The organism is Mesorhizobium sp. BE184, assembly GCF_031457045.1.
Lineage (GTDB): Bacteria > Pseudomonadota > Alphaproteobacteria > Rhizobiales > Rhizobiaceae > Mesorhizobium.
Genome location: NZ_JAVDVU010000002.1, coordinates 990,330 through 1,011,125, shown reverse-complemented (window position 1 = coordinate 1,011,125; position 20,796 = coordinate 990,330). Strand labels below are relative to the sequence as shown.

Below are 20,796 nucleotides of genomic sequence, written 5' to 3'. Positions count from 1 at the left end.
GGGCTCAGGCCACGGCGATCTGCGACGGAGCCGCCGAAGTGCAGACCCGGTTGCGGCCAGATCGCTTGGCCTCGTAGACGGCGGAATCGGCGTCGGCCATCAAGTCAGCGATCGTCCTGTGCCGACCGGGTCCCCGGCAGGCCAGCCCGATGCTCACCGTCACGGTTCGCTTTATCGCCGGGGAATGAGCGTCGGACAGCATCTCCACATTGCTCCGCATCTGCTGCGCAACGGTTTGCGCCGTGTCTTCATCGACATCCACAAGGACAATCGCGAATTCCTCGCCGCCCTGCCGCGCGACGAGATCGACCCCCGGTCTGGCGCTAGCCTGCAGTTCTGCGGCGACTAGCACCAGGCAGGCATCGCCCTCCGCATGGCCGAAACTGTCGTTGTAGGCTTTGAAATGATCGACATCGACGATCAGCACCGCGCAGCGTTCGGGCGCGGCGCGGGCAAAGCTCATCAGCTGGCGCCGGTTGGCCACGCCTGTCAGCGGATCGGTCAGGCTCTGAATCCTGAGTTCGCGATTGGCGGCCTCCAGCGCCGCTCCGCGCACCTGCAATTCCTCAGCAAGCTTGCGGTTCTCGTCATAGAGGCGAAGCGCCAGCACCAATTGCGATCCCATCCCCTGACCGATGATCGCGGCGAAGATGCACAGCAGCCCGGAGGCTATGGAAAGCAGTGCGCCGAACTCCATGCCGCTTGTGGCAAGGCCGATAGCAAACATGAAAAAGATCGGCACCTGGAAAAGATTGTAAGCCGGCGCATAAACCACGGCTGGGAACGTAACCGTCACCGCGCCCATGGCCAGGCAGCAGATCACCAGGGCCTGCTGCTCGTTGCCGTGGCCGAGCATCCAGGCGCCGCCGACGCCCCAGGAGAGGCCGGAAGCAAAATAGATGGCGCTGGCGACGCGCGCCCAGGAGACCGGCGTCCATCTCACTGGCCTGCCGCTGGCGCGCAGGGCGGTGCCCGCAAGATGCAGCAGGGCCACCGTGCTGACGCAGCCGACCCAAAGGATCAGTCCGAACTTCAAATCAGGCGACCAGTAGGCGAAGATGGCCATCAGGGCGCCGGAAATGCTCAGTATGGAAGCTGGGGCCGCCTTGTAGAGCGCGTCCATCTGCAGGGCCAGCACATCGGCCGCCTCGCCCCTGTTCCCGTCTGCCTGCGTCACACCAAGCCCCTCGTGCGCCTGCAGCCATACATGCCTAGTCCTAAGATTTGATTGCCCCAAGGTCACCCCAAGGCAAGCCGCTTCATGGCTTTGGCCGGCGGGCGTCCTAGACCAGAGCCGCCACGTGGGCGGCAATCGCCAGCGACGCCGTCAACCCGGGAGACTCTATGCCGAACAGATTGACCAGCCCGACGATCCCGTGCGCCGCGCGGCCCTGGATGACGAAATCGTTCCAGCCGGCGCCGGGCGCGGCGAGCTTCGGCCTTATGCCGGCATAGTCTGGCAGCAGCGATCCATCCGGCAGCGCCGGCCAATAGCGGCGGATCGCGGCATAGAAGCTCTCGCCACGCGCCGGGTCGACGGCGTAGTCGATCTCGTCGATCCATTCCACGTCCGGACCGAACCGGGCGCGTCCGGCGAGATCGAGCGTCAGATGCGTACCGAGCCCGCCAGGGACTGGAACCGGATAGATCAGGCGGCTGAATGGCGAACGGCCTGCAAGCGAGAAATAGTTGCCCTTGGCGTAGTACGGTCTCGGCACCAGTGCAGGCGGCATGCCCTTGATGCTTGCCGCCAGTGTACAGGCAATCAGCCCGGCGGCGTTGACGACGGCGCGGCAGCGCATGGACATCCCCGCCTCACCGCCGATGTGAAGAACGATAGCGTCTTCACCTGCCTCGCCGCGCAGCACCGGAGCATGGAAGGCGAAGGCCGCGCCGGCGTTTTCGGCATCGCCTTGCAGCGCCAGCATGAAGCCATGCGTGTCGAAGATGCCGGTCGAGGGCGACAACAGCGCCGCCGTGCAGGACAGCGCCGGCTCGAGGTCGCGGGCGGCGGCGGCGTCGAGTTCGACGATGTCGTCGACGCCGTTTTGACGCGCATGGGCGGCGATGGCTGCGAGGCGGGAGCTTTCCGCCGCATTCGTCGCCACGATCAGCTTGCCGCATTGGCGGAACGCGATCTGGCGTTCGGCGAGATAGCGGTAAAGCCGATGCCGGCCCTCCACGCACAGAAGCGACATCAGCGAACCGGCGGGATAGTAAATGCCGGCATGAATGACTTCGCTGTTGCGGCTGGATGTCTCCCGGCCAATCGCAGAATTGGCCTCCAGCACCAAGACCTCGCGGCCGTTTATCAAGAGGCGAAAGGCGTTATTCTGAAACAGGTGGAAGTCGACACGACAAAAGCAAGGCGCGGGCCACGGGCGGACTCTGTCCGCAATCGGGAAAAGCTGCTGGACGCGGCGGCCCTCATCTTCAGCGCCGGCGGCCCCCAAGCCAGCCTGGAGGCCGCCGCGCGTGAGGCAGGCGTGGGGATCGGCACGCTTTACCGTCATTTTCCGACACGCGAGTTGCTATTTGAGGCGGTCTACAGGCACGAGGTCGATCATCTGGGAGACCTGGCTGAAACACTCGCGCTTGAGGCCGAGCCGGTGGAGGCGCTACGAAAGTGGCTGCACGCCAATGTTCGGTTGGTGGCGACAAAGAAGGGAATGATCGCGGCGCTTCAGGAAGCGGCGTAGGCATCGAACGAGTTGAGGGCCTATTCGCTTGAGCGGCTGACCGGCGCCATCGGCCTTTGCTCAACGTGGAGTGGCGTCAGGGCAATTGCGCGACGACATCTCTCCGGACGAATTGCTACGCACCGTGCTCGGCATCTTCTATTCGCAAGGAGCGAGCGACTGGCAGCCGAGCGCATTGCGGCTGGTCGACGTTTTCGTGGCGGCCTGCATAAACGCTAACACACCAGACGTCCGCAATCAACTGCTTCTCACGACTGGAGACTGCCTTGAGCGCTAAAATGGCCGGGTCGTTCAAGTTACAGATTGTGGAAAGTGGACCGTTTTCCGTGGATGTCGCTCTCCGCGAGCAGTTCGAAGCTCCGCCGGCTGGCCCGGGCGCGTTATTTTTCCGCCCGAACGGGCCAAGCGTAACGACCGCGCCTTTCCAACGCGACAGCGATCTCGAGCAGGGCGTATTCGACAGCAAAAAACAGCCGTGACATAAGCATGGAATTGAATAATGAGGTCACCACGCTGCCCAGCCTTTATAGCAGGTCCGGCATAGGAGGCCGCATCGTATACACACCTACCAGCGACGCCATCGGAACCGTCGCCAATGGCAATTCCAGGACGCCGCTTTGCACGGCTCCTCGTATTGGCGCGGAATCTGCTCGTCCCCGGCGGTACCGTCATTGATCTCATTCCCCTCAGACGCCTTGAGGTTTTACTGACGACATTCCCGTCAAGCAGGGACATTGCCCTGCGCGGCGCAATTCGGGCGGGACCTCGATCCGGTTTCAGCTCGGCGACGGCAATACTTTGGAGGCGAAGTCTACAGGGCTCAGGCGACGGGTTCTATCCGGATGCGGATACCGCCCCTGTAATCGCCACGAACGGCGGCAGTTCGGCTTTACACCCTCTCCAGGTGGCGGTACCGTCCCCATGTCGCGCCGTGACAGCGAGGCACAAGGGCCGTCACGCCGAACGCGGGTTCTCTTCGAGGGCGTCGCACAACCGGTCGGGAGGGAATCGATGGCGTCGGTCTCGATAGACCAGGTCTATAAGATGTTCGGAGCGGTTGAGATACTGCACGGCATCAGCGTCAATATCGAGGACGGCGAGTTCGTGACGTTGGTCGGGCCGTCCGGCTGCGGAAAATCGACATTGCTGCGCATGATCGCCGGACTGGAAAAGGTTTCCGCCGGAGAAATCTCGATCGGATCGCGCGTCGTCAACAATGTCGCTCCAAAGGAGCGCGACGTCGCCATGGTCTTCCAGAATTATGCGCTTTATCCGCATATGACCGTCGCCGAGAACATGGGGTTTTCGCTGATGCTGAAGCGGGTCTCGAAGTACGAGATCGACGCCGGCGTCAAACGTGCCGCCGAGATTCTGGGCCTTTTGCCCCTCCTGGATCGTTATCCGCGCCAGCTTTCGGGAGGTCAGCGCCAGCGTGTCGCGATGGGGCGCGCCATCGTGCGCGATCCTCAGGTCTTCCTGTTCGACGAGCCGCTTTCCAATCTCGACGCCAAGCTGCGCGTTCAGATGCGCGCCGAGATCAAGGAAATGCACCAGCGCCTGAAGACCACCACCGTCTATGTGACGCACGACCAGATCGAGGCCATGACCATGGCCGACAAGATCGTTGTGCTGCGTGACGGCATTGTCGAGCAGATCGGCCGGCCGCTGGACCTTTATGACCGGCCGGCGAATTTGTTCGTTGCCTCCTTCATTGGCTCTCCGGCGATGAATTTCCTGAAAGGCGAGATCAGCACGGATGGGTCGTTGGCCTTTCAAGGTGCTGGAGGCGTTTCCATGTCGCTTCCGCCGACGCCGGCGGTCCGCAACGGCGACAGCGTGATGCTTGGAATAAGACCGGAGCATCTCAGGCTGTCGAGCGATGGGTTCCCGGTCACGATCACGGTTGTCGAGCCGACCGGGTCGGAGGTGCAAATGGTCGGTCGGACCGGCGGAGGCGAAGAGATCGTCGCCAATTTCCGCGAGCGTCATGCCTTCACGCCGGGCGAAACGGTGCACCTCGCCGCGGAGCCGGGTGCAGTTCATCTTTTCGAACGGGAGACGGGAAGCCGGGTCGAAATGACCGGCGCGTGAGGCGCGAACACTGAAAAGACAAGAAGCAAAACAGGAGGAGATTGCCATGAAGTTCACCAGACGCGATTTAGTCCGCACGACAGCCGGTGTTGCGGCCGGCGTAATTGGAAGCCGCCTTGTTGGGTCCCCCGCCTTCGCCCAGGCCGCCGCGCCGAAATTCACGCCTGAGCAGGGCGCCAAACTCAGATTGCTGCGCTGGTCGCCCTTCGTTCAGGGCGACGAGGAGGCATGGCTTGCGCTCAGCAAGAAATTCACCGAGGCGACCGGTGTCGAGGTTCGCGTCGACAAGGAGAGCTGGGAGGATATCCGTCCCAAGGCAGCCGTTGCCGCAAATGTGGGCTCCGGCCCCGACCTGATGTTCGTCTGGTTCGACGATCCCTTCCAGTATCCGGACAAGCTCCTCGATGTCACCGACCTCGGCGAGTATCTCGGCGGCAAGTATGGCGGCTGGCACGAGGGTCCGAAGAGTTACGCGACCAAGGACGGCAAGTTCATCGGCCTGCCGCTGGCAACGATCGGCAATGCCATCGTCTACCGCGAGAGCTGGGTCAAGGAAGCTGGCTTCTCGGAGTTCCCGAAGGACACCGCGGGTTTCCTCGAACTGTGCAAGGCACTCAAGGCCAAGGGCCATCCGGCCGGCTTCACGCACGGCCACGGCGTCGGCGACGGCAACAACTACGCCCACTGGCTGTTGTGGAGCCATGGCGGCAAGATGGTCGACGAAGGCGGCAAGGTGGCGATCAACAGCCCCGAAACCCTGAAGGCGATCGAATACGCGCAGGAGCTCTACAAGACCTTCATACCGGGCACGGAAAGCTGGCTTGACGTTAACAACAATCGCGCCTTCCTGGCCGGCGAGCTTTCGGTCATCGCCAACGGAATCTCGGCCTACGAGACCGCCAGGATCAACAAGGACAAGGATCCGAAGCTGGCCGAGATGGCCAAGGATATTCGCACCGCTAGCCTGCCGATCGGCCCGGTCGGCGAGTCGGTGGAGCTCTATCAGGTCACGTCGGCCGTGATCTTCAACTACACGCCCTATCCGAATGCGGCCAAGGCGTATCTGCAGTTCATGTTCGAGGAGCCGCAGATGTCGGAATGGATCAAGGGTTCCTCCGGCTATTGCTGCCAGACGCTCAAGGCCTATGACAAAAATCCGATCTGGACCGCCGATCCGAACTACGCGCCCTATTCCAAGGCTTCGGCGACGCTGCGCAACAACGGCTATGCCGGCCCGCTCGGCTACGCTTCGGCAGCCACCATGGCCGACTACGTCCTGGTCGACATGTTCGCCAAGGCGGTGACCGGTCAGGCGACAGCCCAGGAGGCGATGGAAGAGGCGGAGAAGCGGGCGAACCGTTATTACCGGGTGTAGTTCCTTTTCTTCTCGCAGTTCACGGGACAGGAACGCCGAACACCCCGGAGCCATGGCGGAGGGCAGTCTGCCCTTCGCCACGGCTCCGCCTTCACCGTCCTCCCGGACCTCTCCCCTCGTAGAAGAGGAGAGAAAGCTTCCGCAGCCGGTTTCGCCAATCCTCGAATCCGGCAACCGGAAAACCGGGCAGCGGTCAGGCGCCGTTGGCCACAGCTTGGATTTCAGGGAAGAGTCAATGGCCGTGACGACCGCAACCGCTCCGCTCCGCCCCTCGCTGTTGGCGCGCATGGCGGAGAGCCGCAATGTACTGGGCTTCGGCTTCATGCTGCCGACTGCCGTATTGCTGCTTGTCTTCCTTACCTATCCGCTTGGGCTCGGCGTCTGGCTGGGCTTTACCGACGCGCGCATTGGGCGCCCCGGCATTTTCATTGGCATCGAGAACTACGAGTATCTGTGGGACGACAGCGTGTTTTGGCTGTCGGTGTTCAACACGCTGCTGTACACGATCAGCGCCTCGGTGCTGAAGTTCGCGCTCGGCCTGTGGCTGGCGCTTCTGCTCAACGAGAAGCTGCCGCTCAAATCCTTCTTCCGTGCCGTGGTGCTGTTGCCATGGGTGGTGCCGACGGTGCTGTCGGCGATCGCCTTCTGGTGGATCTACGACACCCAATTCTCCATCCTTTCCTGGGCTTTGCGGCAGATGGGCCTGCTCGATCACAATATCAATTTCCTTGGCGATCCCGAGAATGCACGCGCCTCCGTGATCGCAGCCAATATCTGGCGCGGTATCCCTTTCGTGGCGATAACCCTGCTGGCCGGCCTGCAGACGATCCCGCAGTCGCTCTACGAGGCAGCCACGCTCGATGGCGCCAGCCGCTGGCAATTGTTCCGGCATGTGACGCTGCCTCTGCTGACGCCTATAATCGCCATCACCATGACGTTTTCGGTGCTGTTCACTTTCACCGACTTCCAACTGATCTATGTCCTGACCCGTGGCGGGCCCGTGAATGCCACCCATTTGATGGCAACACTTTCATTCCAGCGCGGCATATCTGGTGGCCAGCTCGGTGAGGGCGCGGCGATCGCCGTCGCCATGATCCCATTTCTCCTTGTCGCCATCCTGTTCAGCTATTTCGGCTTGCAGAGACGGAGATGGCAGCAGGGCGGGAGGGACTGACATGGCCATGACTAGAACGATGAAACGCCAGTCACTCGATGAAGGCGGTATGGGCTATCTGCAAAGCCTGCCGCGCCGGGTGGTGACTGTCTACGTCCCGCTCGCGGTATTCGTTTTCGTGCTGCTGTTCCCGTTCTACTGGATGGCCATCACCGCGGTGAAGCCAAACAATGAGATGACCAACTACGACCAGTTCAATCCGTTCTGGGTCGTCCATCCGACACTGCAGCACATCCGCTATCTGCTGTTCGAGACATCGTATCCCGGCTGGCTGCTGAACACCGTCATCATTTCGGTCGCGGCGACCGCGTTGTCGCTGCTTGCCTCGGTGTTCGCGGCCTATGCGATCGAGCGCTTGCGCTTTACCGGCGCGCGCCAGATCGGTCTGGCGGTTTTCCTGGCCTATCTCGTGCCGCCGTCCATCCTGTTCATTCCGCTGGCGGTGATGGTGTTCAACCTCGGCCTCTACGATACGCCTTTCGCGCTGATCCTCACCTATCCGACATTCCTGGTGCCGTTCTGCACCTGGCTGCTGATGGGTTATTTCCGCTCCATACCGTTTGAACTGGAGGAGTGCGCCCTGATTGACGGCGCCAGCCGATGGCAGATATTGACGAAGATCGTGCTGCCGCTGTCGGTGCCGGGGCTGATCTCGGCCGGCATTTTCGCCTTCACCCTGTCCTGGAACGAATTCATCTACGCACTGACCTTCATCCAGTCATCGGAGAACAAGACAGTTCCCGTCGGCGTCCTAACCGAACTGGTGCGCTCCGACGTCTATGAATGGGGCGCGCTGATGGCCGGAGCATTGATCGGCTCGCTGCCGGTGGTCGTCCTCTATTCCTTCTTCGTCGAGCACTACGTGTCCTCGATGACCGGAGCCGTGAAGGAATAGGCTTGGGCGTTGGGCCGCGTCCGTTAAGCTTTGATGGTTGGCTGAAAGAAGTCGAACCGAGACGCTTGGCCGCCCAGCTACTTTTGCCTGCCTATGGTCGACGCATGCCGCAACCTAAGACTCAACTGACCCGTACCTTCTCCTCCTCTTCAGATGCGACTGCGTCGATGGGATCGACGCCCCCTGAGGATTGATCTTGTGCTCGGCGAAGTTTTCCTGGTCGGTCGGACTTTGCCCCCTTGTTGATGTGGCACGACGACCTCCACATCTTCGCAACCAACCAGGGCAATGGACGGATCCGGTGACCTCTACCTCATCGAGCGCCACCTTACCGATCAACATGGCGGTCGCGGGGCATGACGTTCCATAGACTTATGATACGGGGACGACCAAGTTTAAACCGCACAATCCTGGCGTAGCTCACCCGCAGGCATCAACTGCGCCCGTCGTCTTGGAATTCAGGAAACTTGGATTTCGCGTGCTGAACCGGTGGAGCGGGGGAGTCGTGCCGAAACGAAGCTAGGCACTTCAGTCAACGTCGGAGCGGCTGTAAACGGCGCGACAGCGACAGGCCCGGGCTGCGATGAGCGACTTCATGAGATACCGAGCTTTTGCAGCGACACGACTATATCTGGACGGATTTTCGCTCGCCCTATGGCGGCTATCCGGCCGACCGCAACCGCATTGCCCGGGCCGGCGAGCCCGAACCTTGGGAAGAGGCCGCTTACGAGGCTGTCCGAACCCTGACGATCGAGGTGGCGCGCTCGATCAGGCCCGGAATGCTTTGCCGGGATGTCTATGACACCTACAAAAAATTCTGGGCCGAAGCGAAGCTGCCCCAACCTTACGGATTGGTCTCGCGAATCGGCCATGGCGGCGGGCTCGACGTAACCGAGCCGCCTTCGCTTTCGGCAACGGACCTGACCATCATAGTGCCTGGGATGGTCTTGCACCTGGAGCCCAAGCTTGAACTTGAGGGCGCGGTCTTCCAGTTCGAGTAGATCGTGCATGTGAAAGAAAACGACGTGGACTTCATCAGCGCCTTGTCGCCGCAATCACTCCCCGTTATCGTCCGCTGACCCCGGCTCTCAGAGCTAGCCCGACCGTACGGCCACCGCGACCGCATGACAGGTTGTGAGGAAATCCAGACGTTGGTACCGCTGACATTTCATGGCGTGTCTTGTCACGCTCTGCCGGCTTTACGCAAGCTGCTGACGCTTGCGATGATGGCGTTCCCACGAGCCGGCGTCGAACTCTTTCAGCTTCGAGCCCTTCCTCGATGCCGATGACATCGCCGACGTTGTCGTCGCGGCCGTGAAACCGTTGACCCGCTGGCGAAAGGCAAAGAAGTCTGGACGCTGCTACGGATTTCCATGGCCACGCTCTAGGCAGCTGTTCCCGAATCTAACGGAGGCTCCGACATGCCCAAACATGACCTATCCCAGCAATCTACGCGCGAAATCCTGACAGACCGAAAATCTAGATACTGGCAGACCGTAGCAGTCGGACGTTCGATAGGCCTCTACGTTTCACCACAGGGGCTTCAGATTTGGAAAGCGCCGGACCGGCAGCGTCTATCCGATCTCTACCGAGAACAATCTCGCACCGCGACTAATGACGCGCTCGGCGTGTTCATGATCGGAGTGCCGCTAGGCGGCGCCGACCAGGAGCCGGAAATTGCTCGGCTCAAAGGCCGCTGTGGCGATCCGTCCAAGAAAACATCATGACAGCGCACTGCTGTGGCCGCTTAATGGCCGGTCTTGGTAGCGAGCGGCCTTTGGCACTGTCCCACAGCCGAGGCTCACGTCACGCTCAAGAATGCCGAGGAGGTCGCCACCCATTTCAAGCGTTTCAAGCGCTCGTTGCAGAACGCGAGGAACAGGGCCGTATGCCGGACCTTCGCGAGCCTTCGGACGCGGCTGTCCTCACACACGCCTTCGCTCCCGCCGAAACGGTTGGTGCCGCGCCCTACGACATATCTGACGCTGAGGTGCTTGTAGAGTTGTACACCGTTCTGGAGGGCACGCCATGGATGCGTGGGGCTGCTAAACAAGGCGTCGTCGAGCAACAAGACGAGTTCGTAACCGTCGTTGCCCTGCAACTTCGCGTCGCGACTGCGTTGCAGGAGGTCCTGCTCAAGTCCGTCGGTCAGCGAGAAGACCATGGATCTATTCTTCCACAGGTGGCAAGCGGCTCTGAACAGGTCCTCCGCGGCCTTCTGATCATGCTCGCTGACCCGGTTCTCACGGCCCGCAACCAAAGCATATTGCTGGATACCTATGAACTTGCCACAGCAAACTTGGCGTCAAATATCGCGCTGGCGCTTCGCCCAAACCTGATTGAAATGACCGAAGCTCTCGCCGACCGCCTCGATGAATCGCATTGATCCCAGGTGAACAAGATCGGAACAGTTCTCCGCTCGGCGGAGTGCGCAGCCTCTTGCGCTGATGTCGCCGGAGCTTCGAAGGACTAAATATGTGCCTCACCCTCGATCTCCGCACCGACGTATCAATCGCACTCCGCCGGTTCGAAGCCGGCACTGATGCGGAGAGGCTTGAGGAAGCCGCCGTCCTCGCGCTGCGAGAATATCTGGTCGAGACCGGGGATCTGGAGTTGGATTCGTCTCTTGAGGAAAAACAGGCGATAGAACGGGGTGAACAGAGGGGACGCCGCTTGGATGTAGAGCTCAGGGAAGTGAGTGTGGCCGATTCCTATCTTCAATTTTTCTGGGATGGCAGGTGCGCTGTACGGAACCGATGTAGGCCGGCTCTCCTCCGGGTTCGACCGGCGTTTTTGTTTAGAAGGGCGCTCGGCCCTTCTGCGCCTGAACATCTGCTTCCATCTCTCCCATGACAGCATAGAACAGGCCCCGCACCTCATCTTGGGCAGATCGGGCGTCAACGCCACGTGCGATCAGGTTTTGCATGAGAGCTTTTGCAGCATCCCGCCAGAAAAGCGTGGCATCATCGCCCCGCTTGCAACGCAAAACGTCGGCTATTCCCCGCACAAGCTTCTGTTGGCGGCTCAGTGGAAACGCGGTGACTGTTGACTGCATAGGCTTCCCTCCAGAATCAGGAAGAGGCTATGGCGGCGAGGGTTAACGTCTTCTATCCCCGTTGAAGCCGTCGTTCTCGTTTCTAGACGGCTCCCCGATTGCCGCCCTCAGCATGGATGCAGATATGGCAAACAGGAGAAGTTTCGTATGTTCCACGTCATTCCGAAGTCGCGGGTCATCGACAACGGGCTCATATTTGCTTGAAAGCAACCATTTCGAGAGCGACTGGCAAAATGCCTTTGGGGAGGAACTAACCTAAGCTGCTGCGGATCAAGAAGCTCTATGAGGTAAGCTCCAAGTTGAACTTGGTCACGGTTTTGGCCGATAGTGCATCGGGGCGGATTTTCGGTCCACGGGGCATTAAAGCCAGCCCGACCGCACCGCGACCGCGACTGCCTGGCAGGTCGTGAGGACATCGAGGCGCTGGCGGACATGGTGGAGCTGCGACTCCACCGCGCGTCTCGTCACACCGCACAAGATGGCGACATCCTGGTTTGCCTTGCCTTCAGCGGTCCAACTCAGGCACTCCAGTTGCACAGGCGTGAGAGGGCACGCGACGGCGTCGGAGACGTCACGAATCTTGAGGAGATCGACGAAGCTGTCGAGGAACGCACCGACGCTCAGTGCCGTATAGGGGTCGACAACCAGATCGTCGGCGACGCTCTCCTTCATGGAGCTGAAGGTGACGGACGCTTTTCGACCGAAGGCGGCATCAATGGGAATGGTGAAGCCGGAGCGGATGCCGTGACCGCGCGCTTCCCGCAGGAACGCCACACCCGATTTGGAGGCTTACCGCAACAATTGCCTCGTCGACCAGGAAAATGGCGACTTGGCCGCCGTAGCTTGCAGAAGCACTGGATCGACGGCAGCGTAACTGCGCTCATCATATTTGCAAGCACCAGTCCTCAGGATGCGTCGAAAGGCGCGCGGAATAGGGGCTGTGATCGCTGCGATAGCTGAACCAGTCGAAACCTGAACGCCGTGCGAAATGTCTAAGCGCACTCTCGACGGAGCTTCGATCGCGCAATGGCCGCAAAACTTCTCGCAGGCTTTCCAGATCCAGCTTCAAGAAACGCACTCCCTTTAGCGGGGGATTGCGTAGCAAAAGAAGCGCACGAACTGGCATGGTGGAATCTTGGGATGGCAGAAAACCGGGATCTTTACCGACGCTATCAATCCGCACTCCTCATGCAGCAAGAAGAACATTCATCACTCCCACAGCCGCGACACTCCTTGACGTGCGCACAACCTGGTGGTTAGTTAATGCAATTAATTAACATCGGTTTCGCGTTGTTGCACTCAGATACAAGACTCGCAGGAAGTCTCGGCCAGGTCCTATCGGCACTGGCCTTCCAGGGAAGCGTGGCGCGCCATGAGCTTGCAGACGCCGCCGGTCTCACGCGAGCGACCGTCACAAAGGCCGTACAAGAGCTCATCGATGCCGGGATCGTCGCAGAAGTTGAACGGGGGCAGTCGTCGCCGCGCGGCGGCCCGCGCCCGATCCTCTTGAAAATACGCAAAGACCTGTTTCACCTCGTCGGGCTCGACATAAGACGAGAGAAGGTAACCGGTTGCCGGGTGGACCTTGCTGGTACTGTGAAAGACAGCTTCGCTATCAGGCTCGATACGACCGCCACCCCTGACCGAATGGTTCAAATTCTGTTTGAGATTGTCGACCGGTTGGCGGCAGCGCAGCCGGAAATACCATTGGGAGCGATTGGCGTGGGCTCAATTGGGCCCGTGGATGTGGCGGCTGGCAGGACTCATCCCCAAAACTTTCCGGTTCTGGACGACCTCCCGGTCTGTGACCTGCTCTCCAAGCGCTACGGCATACCCGCCACCATACGCATAGGCGCGATGGCCGCCGCGTATGGTGAAGAACGGAAATACCTTGGTCAGAAATACGCGCCCAAATCCATTGCGTTCGTCGTAATCGACTTTAGAGGCATCGGATTGGGATTGATCTCCGGTGGCTCGGGCTGGCTTACAGATCACGGCGGTGTTGGAGAAGTCGGGCACGTCACAGTCGATTTGAACGGCCGTGCCTGCGAGTGCGGGCGCCGTGGGTGCCTTGTGCAATATGCATCAGGGCTCGCCGCCTTGAAGACGCGTGAGAAGGACGGCAAAGGTCGCGGTCACGACGAAACAATGCTGTCCCAACTTGCGCTCGATGCCGAGAGTGGAGACGAAAATGCTCAACAGTCTTTGCTGGAAGCGGGACGATATCTGGGCTCTGCGATTGTTGACATAGACAGGCTCTTGCGTCCTTCCCGCATCGTCGTCGGCAGCTCGCACGACCATATGGCCGAATGGTACATGCGCGGAATTCAGACCTATGTGGAAGCGGTCCGCGAAGCGAGCGAGTTCACCGCGCTCAGCGAAAGGTTGAGCCTTGCCAGCAAGGGCAGCCTTGCCATCGCCTATGGAGCCGCAGCGCTCCAGCTCAAGAATTTCATGATCGCTCCTTCGACCATACTCGACATTGTGACGAAACGTCGAAGCGAAGCGAAGCTGCGTACGGGGGCGTTGCGAACAGCTGCGAATTGATCACTAAGGGAGGAAATGACATGAGAACTTTATCCAGGCTTATGGTGGCGGCGTTGGCGGCCAGCACCGCATCCACTGCATTCGCTGCCGACAATGATCCAAAGCGTTTTGCAGGCACGACACTCGACATGCTCTATGCCGAGATTTCGTTCATTCCCGGACTGAAGCTGCTGCTGCCGGAATTCGAGGCCAAGACTGGAATCAAGGTCAATATAGAGACGATGGCCGAAGCTGCTGCTGTGCAGAAAGCTCAGGTTGAATCGGCCACCGGAACCGGCGCCTACGACATCTTGGGCATTCAAAGCGGAAATCTTCCGCTCTATGCCCAGAATGGCTGGCTCGAGCCGGTGAAGAATTTTATCGGCGATGCGTCGGTATCTGATCCTGCCCAGCTTGACCTCAAGGACTTCATACCGTCCACGCTGGATGGCATGGCCGATCAGGGCACGCAGTATTGCCTGCCGTTCTTCGCGGCAACGACCCTCCTCTATTACCAGATCGACAAGCTGAAGGCTGCCGGCTTTGACCACGCCCCCAAGACACTGGACGAGTTGCTCGATGTCGCGGCCAAGGTCAATTCGGATGCACTGCCGGCCATTGCCGTGCGTGGCGCCCCTGCGACGACTGCGGGTAACATCTGGGTTTTCAACACCTTCCTCTACGGGTCGGGCGGCAAGTACTTCAAAGACTTCCCGAAAGACATGGCGCCTGTCGTCAATTCCCCGGAGGCTGTCAAGGCGCTTGAGACCTATGTGAAGCTAAAGCAGTCCTACACCCCGAAGGGATCGGTAAACTTTACCTTCGATGACGTGGTCACGGCCATGCAGCAGGGAAATGTTGCAATGGCAATCGAGGGCGCGCCTCTCGCCGGTCGCATTCTCGATCCGAAGCAGTCGAAGGTTGCGAACAATCTCGGCTTCGCGGTGGTTCCCGGCGGTGCGGCTGGCCCCAAGCCGGCTTTCGCATCCCACGGCCTGTGCATATCAAAGGACTCTGACAGTCCCGAAGCGGCCTACATGTTCCTTGAGTGGGCAACCAGCGCCGAGACGATGATCAAGATTTCGCAGAATTCGACCTATCTGGCGACCACACGCAACTCCGTTTGGGAAAACAAGGATTTCCGCGCAAAGTACGATTACAACTTTGGCGGCGGATCATTTCTCGAAGCCTACCAGCAGAGCCTGGCGAACGCGCCTTCGGACTACTATCCCGCGTTCGCTGCCTGGACTGTCGTTTCGAACCGTATGGGTCAGGCCGTTCAGGCCGCAGAAATCGGCCAACAGACGCCAAAGGACGCCCTCGACCAGGCGAATTCGGACATCACGGACATCCTTAAACAGGAAGGTCTGCTCAAGTAGGCCAGTTCGAGGCGGGGGTCGGACCGATCCCCGCAAACCCGTTGCAGCAAAACATTAGCGTGAGGTTGCGATGCCCGCAGCATCCATGCCGGATCCGATGGCGCTTGTGCGCCTTTCCTACCGGCGATCAAATTCGGGTTACAGGCGGTTCATCATACCGGCGATGGTCATCATCGCGGTTCTGACGATCCTACCAATACTCACTACCCTTACGCTCAGCCTGACGTCCCTGTCTTATCTCAATACCAGGCCTACCGCTTTCATAGGGTTCCAGAATTACGCAGATCTGTTCAAAGACCAGCGCTTTCTCGCCAGCCTCTGGCAGAGCGCGATCCTGATCTTCGGCCCACTGCCATTCCAGCTCGTATTCGGCTTCTTCCTGGCCCTCACAATGAACGAGCGCCTGCCCGGCATGGGCTGGCTGAGGCTGATCTTCATCATCCCGATGTTCTTTCCACCGATCGTCATGGGATTGATGTGGAAGATCATGTTCACGCCACAACTCGGCGGGATCAACTACTACCTGAGCATTTTAGGCATCCAGGGCCCTTTGTGGCTAGGCCAGCCATTTTATGCACTGATCTCCATCTGCATTGCTGCAATCTGGGGATGGACGCCATTCGTCGCGGTCATGTTCTACACGGCGATGCAGACGTTTCCGAAGGACCTTTATGAAGCGTCACGCATCGACGGAGCGACCTGGTTACAGCAACTGAGGTTCGTGACGCTACCGCTCCTGCGCGAGACGGCATTGGTCGTAATCGTGTTCAGGATCATGGAGGCGTTGGCAATCTTCCCCATTATCTTCGTGATGACCTCGGGCGGGCCTGCGGGATCAACCGAGACGGCCAACTATTACGCTTACACGGCAGGCTTCCAATTCTTGAAGATCGGCTACGCGTCGTCGATCATCCTGACATTCCTAGCCATCCTGTTCGTTATCCTTGCGCCGGCTACCCGCCTGCTGTTGCGCAAGGTCGGGGCGGAGGGAGAGCGCTGATGAAAACGCGCAGCAACACCGTCACCGCAGGGCTCTATGCCTTCGGCATCGTGTGGGGTTTGGTGATTGTAGCACCAGTTTTCTGGCTGGGGCTGCTCTCGCTGAAAACGAGGCTCGATGCCTTCGCAATCCCTCCGAAGCTTATATTTACCCCGACCCTGCAGGCATATTACGACGTTTTCGGAGACAGCAAATTCCTCACAGCGATCGGCAACAGTCTCGTCATCTCGATCGGATCGGTCGTCCTGTCGCTGTTGGTCGCCATCCCTGCCGCCTATGGATTGAGGAACCTGCGCGGGCCGCTTCGCTATCACTCCATGCTTTCCATTCTGCTGATAAGGATGGTGCCCGGCATGGTCTATCTGCTGCCGTTCTTCGTCCTCTACAAATATCTGAATCTGCTCGATACACATATCGGCCTGATCATCGTCCACCTGATCTTCAACGTCCCGCTGATCATCTGGATGCTGGCGCCGATCTGGGCTTCGATCCCCAAGGATCTCAGCGAAGCGGCGCGGATCGACGGGGCAACGCCACTGCAAATCCTGATGCTTGTCGACCTGCCCCTTCTCAAGGGTGGGATCCTCGCATCGTCGATCCTTGCATTCATCTTCTCGTGGAATGAGTTCCTGTTCGCCCTCATCCTCACGCGCCGCGCCGTCGTCACGCTACCCGTCGCGATCGTCAATTTTCTCGCCTACGAAGGCACCGAGTGGGGCAAGATCTCGGCAGCATCCATGTTCATCATCGTGCCAGCCGTCGTCTTCGGTTTCCTTGTCAGACGCTACATGATCGCCGGTCTTTCCGGCGGCGCCGTGAAGGGGTGAGCGGATGTCAAACTTCAAACTCGCATCGCCAGCCCGAAGGATCGCATATCATGGCTGAAATCGTTCTTTCCAAGGTCGGAAAGGTCTATCCGAACGGGCAAAGCGCCGTCACTGATCTCGACCTTACAATCCACGACAAGGAATTTCTTGTCCTGGTCGGCCCGTCAGGGTGCGGCAAGTCTACGATCCTGCGGATGATCGCCGGACTTGAAGACATATCGACGGGGGTGCTGACAATTGGCGGACGTGTCGCCAACGACCTCGAACCAAAAGACCGCGACCTTGCCATGGTCTTTCAATCCTACGCGCTTTACCCGCACATGACGGTCGCCGAAAACATCGGCTTTCCGCTCCGTCTGGCGAAAGTTGAGAAAGTTGAGATCGACAAGGCCGTGCGTGAAGCCGCCCGCATCCTGGAGCTCGGCCCCTACCTTGACCGTAAGCCTGCGCAACTGTCGGGCGGCCAAAGACAACGCGTCGCGATGGGCCGGGCGATCGTGCGCAAGACCTCGGTCTACCTGCTCGACGAACCGCTTTCCAACCTCGATGCCAAGCTGCGAGACCAGACCCGAAGCGAAATGGTCGACCTGCAGCTGCGCCTGGGGGTGACAACCGTCTATGTCACGCACGACCAGGTCGAAGCAATGACAATGGGCCATCGCGTCGCGGTGATGAAGGACGGCTACCTTCAGCAGGTGGCGGAACCCAAAGTGCTTTACAGCAAACCGGTGAACACATTCGTGGCCGCGTTCATCGGAACGCCGGCAATGAATTTCATTGATGCCGATCTGACGGACGGCGGGCTCTCGGTCTGCGGACAATCCGTTCCGACGACACCTAAGCTTCAAGCCGGCCTGCGAAAGACTTCTGGCTCTGGTCTCACCCTGGGGATCCGCCCGGAGCACCTTGTGCTTGCCGCAATTGGCATACCGGCGCAGGTGACGGGTGTCGAATGGCTCGGATCCGATGCGCTGGTGCGCGCACGATTTGAAGACAAGGGTCAGCAAAAGACGCTGGTCCTGCGCTGCGATGGTGAGACCCGCGTGAAACGTGACGATCGCATACACGTCAATTTCGACCGCGGCATCCATGTCTTCGATGAAGCCGGCAATCGCATCGAAGATGGCAACTAGCCCGGCCATCGGGGCTTTTCGTAATTCAAACAGGATATCTGGAGTGAACATCATGCGGCGTCCGAACGTGCTTTGGATATGCACCGATCAGCAAAGATGGGACACGCTGTCTTATTTCGGGTTTCAGGGTGCGAAGACGCCGAACATAGACAGGCTGGCGCAAAAGGGGGTCGCGTTCGAGCGCACCTATTGCCAAAGCCCTATCTGCACGCCAAGCCGCGCATCGTTTCTGACCGGACAATATCCGATCTCGCACCAGAACCATCGAAATGGAAATACCGAGTTTCGAGACCACCTACCCCTGGTTTCAAAAACGTTTGAGGATGCCGGCTATGAAACGGGTCTGATCGGCAAACTGCATCTGTCCCGCAGCAAGGGGATCGTCGAAAAGCGCCCGAAGGCCGATGGTTACAAGGAGTTCTACTGGAGCCACCACCCTGATCCCGATTGGCCAGAGGGCCATGACTACCAGCAGTGGATGACCGAAAAAGGCATCGACGGCGAAGCCATCTACAACCGCCAAAGGGCCTATGGGCCGGGTGTCGATACCGACGCCCATCAGACCACCTGGGCGGGTGAGCGGGCCGGCAGCTTCATCGAACGGCATGCAGGAAAGCCGTGGTTTCTCTCGATCAACCTCTTCGATCCGCATCCGCCGTTCGATCCGCCGGCAGAGTATCTGGCAAAATTCGATCTGAACGACATGCCGGCGCCGATTTTTGCCGAGTCCGACATGCAGCATCAGTTGAAATTCAAGGACATCGACCAGCAGATCACAGTTCCGGTCGACCCAAGACGCGGTGATCCGGACTCGCCGCTCTACGAGAACCCGCCCCTGGCCGCCGATACAGAAGGGCGCGACACGCCGCCGACCCTCTACAACGCCAAATACATTCGCGCCTGCTACCACGCTATGATCGCCCTGATCGACGACATGGTTGGCGATCTGGTGAAGAAGCTTGGCGAAACGGGCCAGCTTGACGACACGATCATCATTTTCATGAGCGACCACGGCGAGATGCTGGGCGATCACGGGATCATCTACAAGGGATGCCGGTTTTACGAAGGCATGATCCACGTGCCGATGATCATTTCCTGGCCCGGTCATTTCAGGGAAGGGTTGGTGTCGAACGCCCTCACCGAGCTCGTCGATATTCCCCAGACCTTGCTGGAAGCAGCAGGTCTGGACGCGAACCACGAAATGCAGGGACGGTCGCTAGTAAGCCTGCTCGAAGGCAGAAGCCCGAGCGACCACCACAAGGATTACGTCCTGTGCGAATATGCAGACGCTCTCGACGTCCCCGATGGCAAACACACGCGTGCCAGCATGTATTTCGATGGCCGCTATAAACTGAGCATCTATCACGGTACCGGCCTGGGCGAGCTTTTCGACCACCAGACCGATCCGCAGGAGGTCAGCGATCTGTGGGATGATCCTGCCTCTCAATCGCTGAGGGCGCAGCTCACAGCCAGGCATTTCGACGCGATGATGCTGGTGTCTGGCGGAGGGCCCGCTCGGACTGCGCCTTACTGACCTGAAGAAACCGGGGCAGGACTCCGCCGGGGCGAGATCAACCTGCAAGAAGGGCGCCGCAAGGCGCCTTTCTTGTTACGAAATCAGCTCATCCACTGGCCGCCATCGACATTGTAGGTTTGCGACACGACATAGTCCGACTCCGCGCTTGCGAGAAAGATCGCCATGCCGGTGAGATCGGCTGGCGTTCCCATGCGACCGAAAGGCACGGCTTCACCGACTTCCTTTTTCTTCTGGCCGGGCGCCTTGTTCTCGTGTTTGGCAAAGAACGCATCGACCCCGTCCCAATGTTCGCCATCGACGACGCCCGGAGCGATTGCGTTGACGTTTATCCCATGCTTGATCAGGTCGAGCCCCGCAGATTGGGTCAGTGAAATCACCGCCGCCTTGGTCGCGCAGTAGACGGCCACGAGAGCCTCACCGCGCCGGCCGGCCTGAGACGCCATGTTGATGATCTTGCCGCCGCCGCCGCGCGCGACCATGTGGCGCGCAACCGCCTGCAGCGTGAAGAGCGTACCGGAAAAATTCACGGCGAACACGCGGTCGTAATCCTTGCGATCGATGTCGACGATGGGCGATGCGGTGAAAAGGGCCGCGTTGTTTATCAGGATATCGATGCGCCCCATTGCAGCGATCGCCTTTGCAACACCGGCGTCGATGCTTTCCTGCTTCGTCACATCCATCTCGATCGCAAAGGCTCCTTCTCCCAGGGCGTTCGCCGACTTCTCAGCCGCCGCGAAATTGATATCCGCGATCGCCACCTTTGCGCCTTCGGACAGGTAGGCCTTGGCAAAAGCAAGGCCGATCCCTCGCGCCGCGCCCGTGATCAACGCACACTTGCCTTCCAGACGACCCATCTCCTGCCCCGATCCTTTGGTGTTGATAGCTTCAAGCTCGCTGAGCAGTCCGAGCCTTACATGATTTTTATCGCGCGTAAAATATTGTGGACGCGTTTCGTCATGCCGACTGACGAACTTTCATGATGCCAGGAAGCAATTGCTCCTCGCGCCCTTGCTCTTCAGCGGAGCCGTTCAGCCTGCGATGGATGATCTCAACGTATTGCGACGCCATCCCCACGACATCCTGCGCCACAGTCGAAGCGCCGTGC

21 protein-coding genes and 1 pseudogene are annotated in these 20,796 nt (G+C 59.6%); 16 read left to right on the top strand and 6 right to left on the bottom strand.

Features of this window, described 5'->3' with window-relative positions:
• Window positions 1-4: 4 nt before the first annotated feature.
• Together J2X35_RS12975 and J2X35_RS12970 are read right to left on the bottom strand one after the other, a co-directional pair.
• Complete coding sequence (locus J2X35_RS12975) at window positions 5-1,177, bottom strand: GGDEF domain-containing protein (RefSeq protein ID WP_310185930.1); 1,173 nt, start codon at window positions 1,175-1,177, stop codon at window positions 5-7.
• 106 nt (window positions 1,178-1,283) lie between these two features.
• On the bottom strand, window positions 1,284-2,342 hold the full coding sequence (locus tag J2X35_RS12970; protein WP_405023225.1) for an NAD(P)/FAD-dependent oxidoreductase: 1,059 nt from the start codon (window positions 2,340-2,342) through the stop codon (window positions 1,284-1,286).
• Between J2X35_RS12970 and J2X35_RS12965 the strand changes: the two genes are divergently transcribed.
• The 10 genes from J2X35_RS12965 to J2X35_RS12920 all read left to right on the top strand — a co-directional run bounded on the left by J2X35_RS12965 (window position 2,229) and on the right by J2X35_RS12920 (window position 10,620).
• The gene (locus J2X35_RS12965) at window positions 2,229-2,699 is read left to right on the top strand and encodes a helix-turn-helix domain-containing protein (RefSeq protein WP_310185928.1); all 471 of its coding nucleotides are present in this window, start codon (window positions 2,229-2,231) and stop codon (window positions 2,697-2,699) included. The two genes, J2X35_RS12970 and J2X35_RS12965, sit on opposite strands and share 114 nt — an antisense overlap.
• Before the next feature lie 85 nt (window positions 2,700-2,784).
• On the top strand, window positions 2,785-2,976 hold the full coding sequence (locus tag J2X35_RS12960) for a hypothetical protein (RefSeq protein ID WP_310185926.1): 192 nt from the start codon (window positions 2,785-2,787) through the stop codon (window positions 2,974-2,976).
• Window positions 2,966-3,178, top strand: coding sequence for a hypothetical protein (locus tag J2X35_RS12955; protein ID WP_310185924.1), 213 nt, complete (start codon window positions 2,966-2,968; stop codon window positions 3,176-3,178). Before J2X35_RS12960 ends, J2X35_RS12955 begins: the two co-directional genes overlap by 11 nt.
• 532 nt (window positions 3,179-3,710) lie before the next feature.
• Window positions 3,711-4,790, top strand: coding sequence for a sn-glycerol-3-phosphate ABC transporter ATP-binding protein UgpC (locus J2X35_RS12950; RefSeq protein ID WP_310185922.1), 1,080 nt, complete (start codon window positions 3,711-3,713; stop codon window positions 4,788-4,790).
• 46 nt (window positions 4,791-4,836) lie between these two features.
• Window positions 4,837-6,165 (top strand): ABC transporter substrate-binding protein, encoded by a 1,329-nt coding sequence (locus J2X35_RS12945; RefSeq protein WP_310185919.1) that lies wholly within the window; start codon window positions 4,837-4,839, stop codon window positions 6,163-6,165.
• Window positions 6,166-6,451: 286 nt separating this feature from the next.
• Entirely contained in the window at window positions 6,452-7,339 is an 888-nt protein-coding gene (locus tag J2X35_RS12940; RefSeq protein WP_405023224.1) for a carbohydrate ABC transporter permease, read from the top strand.
• Between the two features lies 1 nt (window position 7,340).
• Window positions 7,341-8,234, top strand: coding sequence for a carbohydrate ABC transporter permease (locus tag J2X35_RS12935; RefSeq protein ID WP_310185914.1), 894 nt, complete (start codon window positions 7,341-7,343; stop codon window positions 8,232-8,234).
• A 611-nt stretch (window positions 8,235-8,845) separates the two neighbouring features.
• Window positions 8,846-9,235, top strand: coding sequence for a M24 family metallopeptidase (locus tag J2X35_RS12930; protein WP_310185912.1), 390 nt, complete (start codon window positions 8,846-8,848; stop codon window positions 9,233-9,235).
• A 420-nt stretch (window positions 9,236-9,655) separates the two neighbouring features.
• On the top strand, window positions 9,656-9,961 hold the full coding sequence (locus J2X35_RS12925; RefSeq protein WP_310185910.1) for a hypothetical protein: 306 nt from the start codon (window positions 9,656-9,658) through the stop codon (window positions 9,959-9,961).
• 161 nt (window positions 9,962-10,122) lie between these two features.
• Entirely contained in the window at window positions 10,123-10,620 is a 498-nt protein-coding gene (locus tag J2X35_RS12920) for a hypothetical protein (RefSeq protein ID WP_310185908.1), read from the top strand.
• Window positions 10,621-11,031: 411 nt separating this feature from the next.
• Here the strand turns inward: J2X35_RS12920 and J2X35_RS12915 are convergent, their stop codons facing one another.
• From J2X35_RS12915 to J2X35_RS12905, 3 genes and pseudogenes are all read right to left on the bottom strand, one after another.
• Window positions 11,032-11,289, bottom strand: coding sequence for a DUF6074 family protein (locus tag J2X35_RS12915; protein WP_310185905.1), 258 nt, complete (start codon window positions 11,287-11,289; stop codon window positions 11,032-11,034).
• Between the two features lie 360 nt (window positions 11,290-11,649).
• Window positions 11,650-11,961, bottom strand: a complete 312-nt coding sequence (locus tag J2X35_RS12910; protein ID WP_310186159.1) for a helix-turn-helix domain-containing protein — start codon at window positions 11,959-11,961, stop codon at window positions 11,650-11,652.
• Window positions 11,953-12,291: pseudogene (locus tag J2X35_RS12905) on the bottom strand (autoinducer binding domain-containing protein); the annotation flags it as partial. The gene J2X35_RS12910 and the pseudogene J2X35_RS12905, both read right to left, overlap by 9 nt.
• A gap of 261 nt (window positions 12,292-12,552) precedes the next feature.
• Between J2X35_RS12905 and J2X35_RS12900 the strand changes: the two are divergent.
• The 6 genes from J2X35_RS12900 to J2X35_RS12875 all read left to right on the top strand — a co-directional run bounded on the left by J2X35_RS12900 (window position 12,553) and on the right by J2X35_RS12875 (window position 19,688).
• Window positions 12,553-13,836 (top strand): ROK family transcriptional regulator, encoded by a 1,284-nt coding sequence (locus tag J2X35_RS12900; protein ID WP_310185903.1) that lies wholly within the window; start codon window positions 12,553-12,555, stop codon window positions 13,834-13,836.
• A 20-nt stretch (window positions 13,837-13,856) separates the two neighbouring features.
• Window positions 13,857-15,194, top strand: coding sequence for a sugar ABC transporter substrate-binding protein (locus J2X35_RS12895; protein ID WP_310185901.1), 1,338 nt, complete (start codon window positions 13,857-13,859; stop codon window positions 15,192-15,194).
• A 70-nt stretch (window positions 15,195-15,264) separates the two neighbouring features.
• On the top strand, window positions 15,265-16,194 hold the full coding sequence (locus J2X35_RS12890) for a sugar ABC transporter permease (protein WP_310185899.1): 930 nt from the start codon (window positions 15,265-15,267) through the stop codon (window positions 16,192-16,194).
• Complete coding sequence (locus J2X35_RS12885) at window positions 16,194-17,021, top strand: carbohydrate ABC transporter permease (protein ID WP_310185898.1); 828 nt, start codon at window positions 16,194-16,196, stop codon at window positions 17,019-17,021. Before J2X35_RS12890 ends, J2X35_RS12885 begins: the two co-directional genes overlap by 1 nt.
• A 50-nt stretch (window positions 17,022-17,071) precedes the next feature.
• Window positions 17,072-18,154, top strand: coding sequence for a sn-glycerol-3-phosphate ABC transporter ATP-binding protein UgpC (locus J2X35_RS12880; protein WP_310186157.1), 1,083 nt, complete (start codon window positions 17,072-17,074; stop codon window positions 18,152-18,154).
• 52 nt (window positions 18,155-18,206) lie between these two features.
• Window positions 18,207-19,688 carry a sulfatase-like hydrolase/transferase gene (locus J2X35_RS12875; RefSeq protein ID WP_310186156.1) on the top strand — a complete coding sequence of 494 codons (1,482 nt, stop codon included), beginning with the start codon at window positions 18,207-18,209 and terminating at the stop codon, window positions 19,686-19,688.
• Window positions 19,689-19,771: 83 nt separating this feature from the next.
• Here J2X35_RS12875 and J2X35_RS12870 read toward each other — a convergent pair whose 3' ends face one another.
• Entirely contained in the window at window positions 19,772-20,545 is a 774-nt protein-coding gene (locus tag J2X35_RS12870) for an L-iditol 2-dehydrogenase (RefSeq protein ID WP_310185897.1), read from the bottom strand.
• Window positions 20,546-20,796 lie beyond the last annotated feature (251 nt).

Bases quoted from the DNA above. Each gene is read 5' to 3' on its own strand.
- J2X35_RS12950 (WP_310185922.1), top strand. From the start codon at position 3,711: ATGGCGTCGGTCTCGATAGACCAGGTCTATAAGATGTTCGGAGCGGTT.
- J2X35_RS12880 (WP_310186157.1), top strand. From the start codon at position 17,072: ATGGCTGAAATCGTTCTTTCCAAGGTCGGAAAGGTCTATCCGAACGGG.
- J2X35_RS12870 (WP_310185897.1), bottom strand. From the start codon at position 20,545: ATGGGTCGTCTGGAAGGCAAGTGTGCGTTGATCACGGGCGCGGCGCGA.
- J2X35_RS12900 (WP_310185903.1), top strand. From the start codon at position 12,553: ATGCAATTAATTAACATCGGTTTCGCGTTGTTGCACTCAGATACAAGA.
- J2X35_RS12910 (WP_310186159.1), bottom strand. From the start codon at position 11,961: ATGAAGGAGAGCGTCGCCGACGATCTGGTTGTCGACCCCTATACGGCA.
- J2X35_RS12935 (WP_310185914.1), top strand. From the start codon at position 7,341: ATGGCCATGACTAGAACGATGAAACGCCAGTCACTCGATGAAGGCGGT.
- J2X35_RS12875 (WP_310186156.1), top strand. From the start codon at position 18,207: ATGCGGCGTCCGAACGTGCTTTGGATATGCACCGATCAGCAAAGATGG.
- J2X35_RS12940 (WP_405023224.1), top strand. From the start codon at position 6,452: ATGGCGGAGAGCCGCAATGTACTGGGCTTCGGCTTCATGCTGCCGACT.
- J2X35_RS12945 (WP_310185919.1), top strand. From the start codon at position 4,837: ATGAAGTTCACCAGACGCGATTTAGTCCGCACGACAGCCGGTGTTGCG.
- J2X35_RS12965 (WP_310185928.1), top strand. From the start codon at position 2,229: ATGAATGACTTCGCTGTTGCGGCTGGATGTCTCCCGGCCAATCGCAGA.
- J2X35_RS12925 (WP_310185910.1), top strand. From the start codon at position 9,656: ATGCCCAAACATGACCTATCCCAGCAATCTACGCGCGAAATCCTGACA.
- J2X35_RS12885 (WP_310185898.1), top strand. From the start codon at position 16,194: ATGAAAACGCGCAGCAACACCGTCACCGCAGGGCTCTATGCCTTCGGC.
- J2X35_RS12920 (WP_310185908.1), top strand. From the start codon at position 10,123: ATGCCGGACCTTCGCGAGCCTTCGGACGCGGCTGTCCTCACACACGCC.
- J2X35_RS12915 (WP_310185905.1), bottom strand. From the start codon at position 11,289: ATGCAGTCAACAGTCACCGCGTTTCCACTGAGCCGCCAACAGAAGCTT.
- J2X35_RS12895 (WP_310185901.1), top strand. From the start codon at position 13,857: ATGAGAACTTTATCCAGGCTTATGGTGGCGGCGTTGGCGGCCAGCACC.
- J2X35_RS12890 (WP_310185899.1), top strand. From the start codon at position 15,265: ATGCCCGCAGCATCCATGCCGGATCCGATGGCGCTTGTGCGCCTTTCC.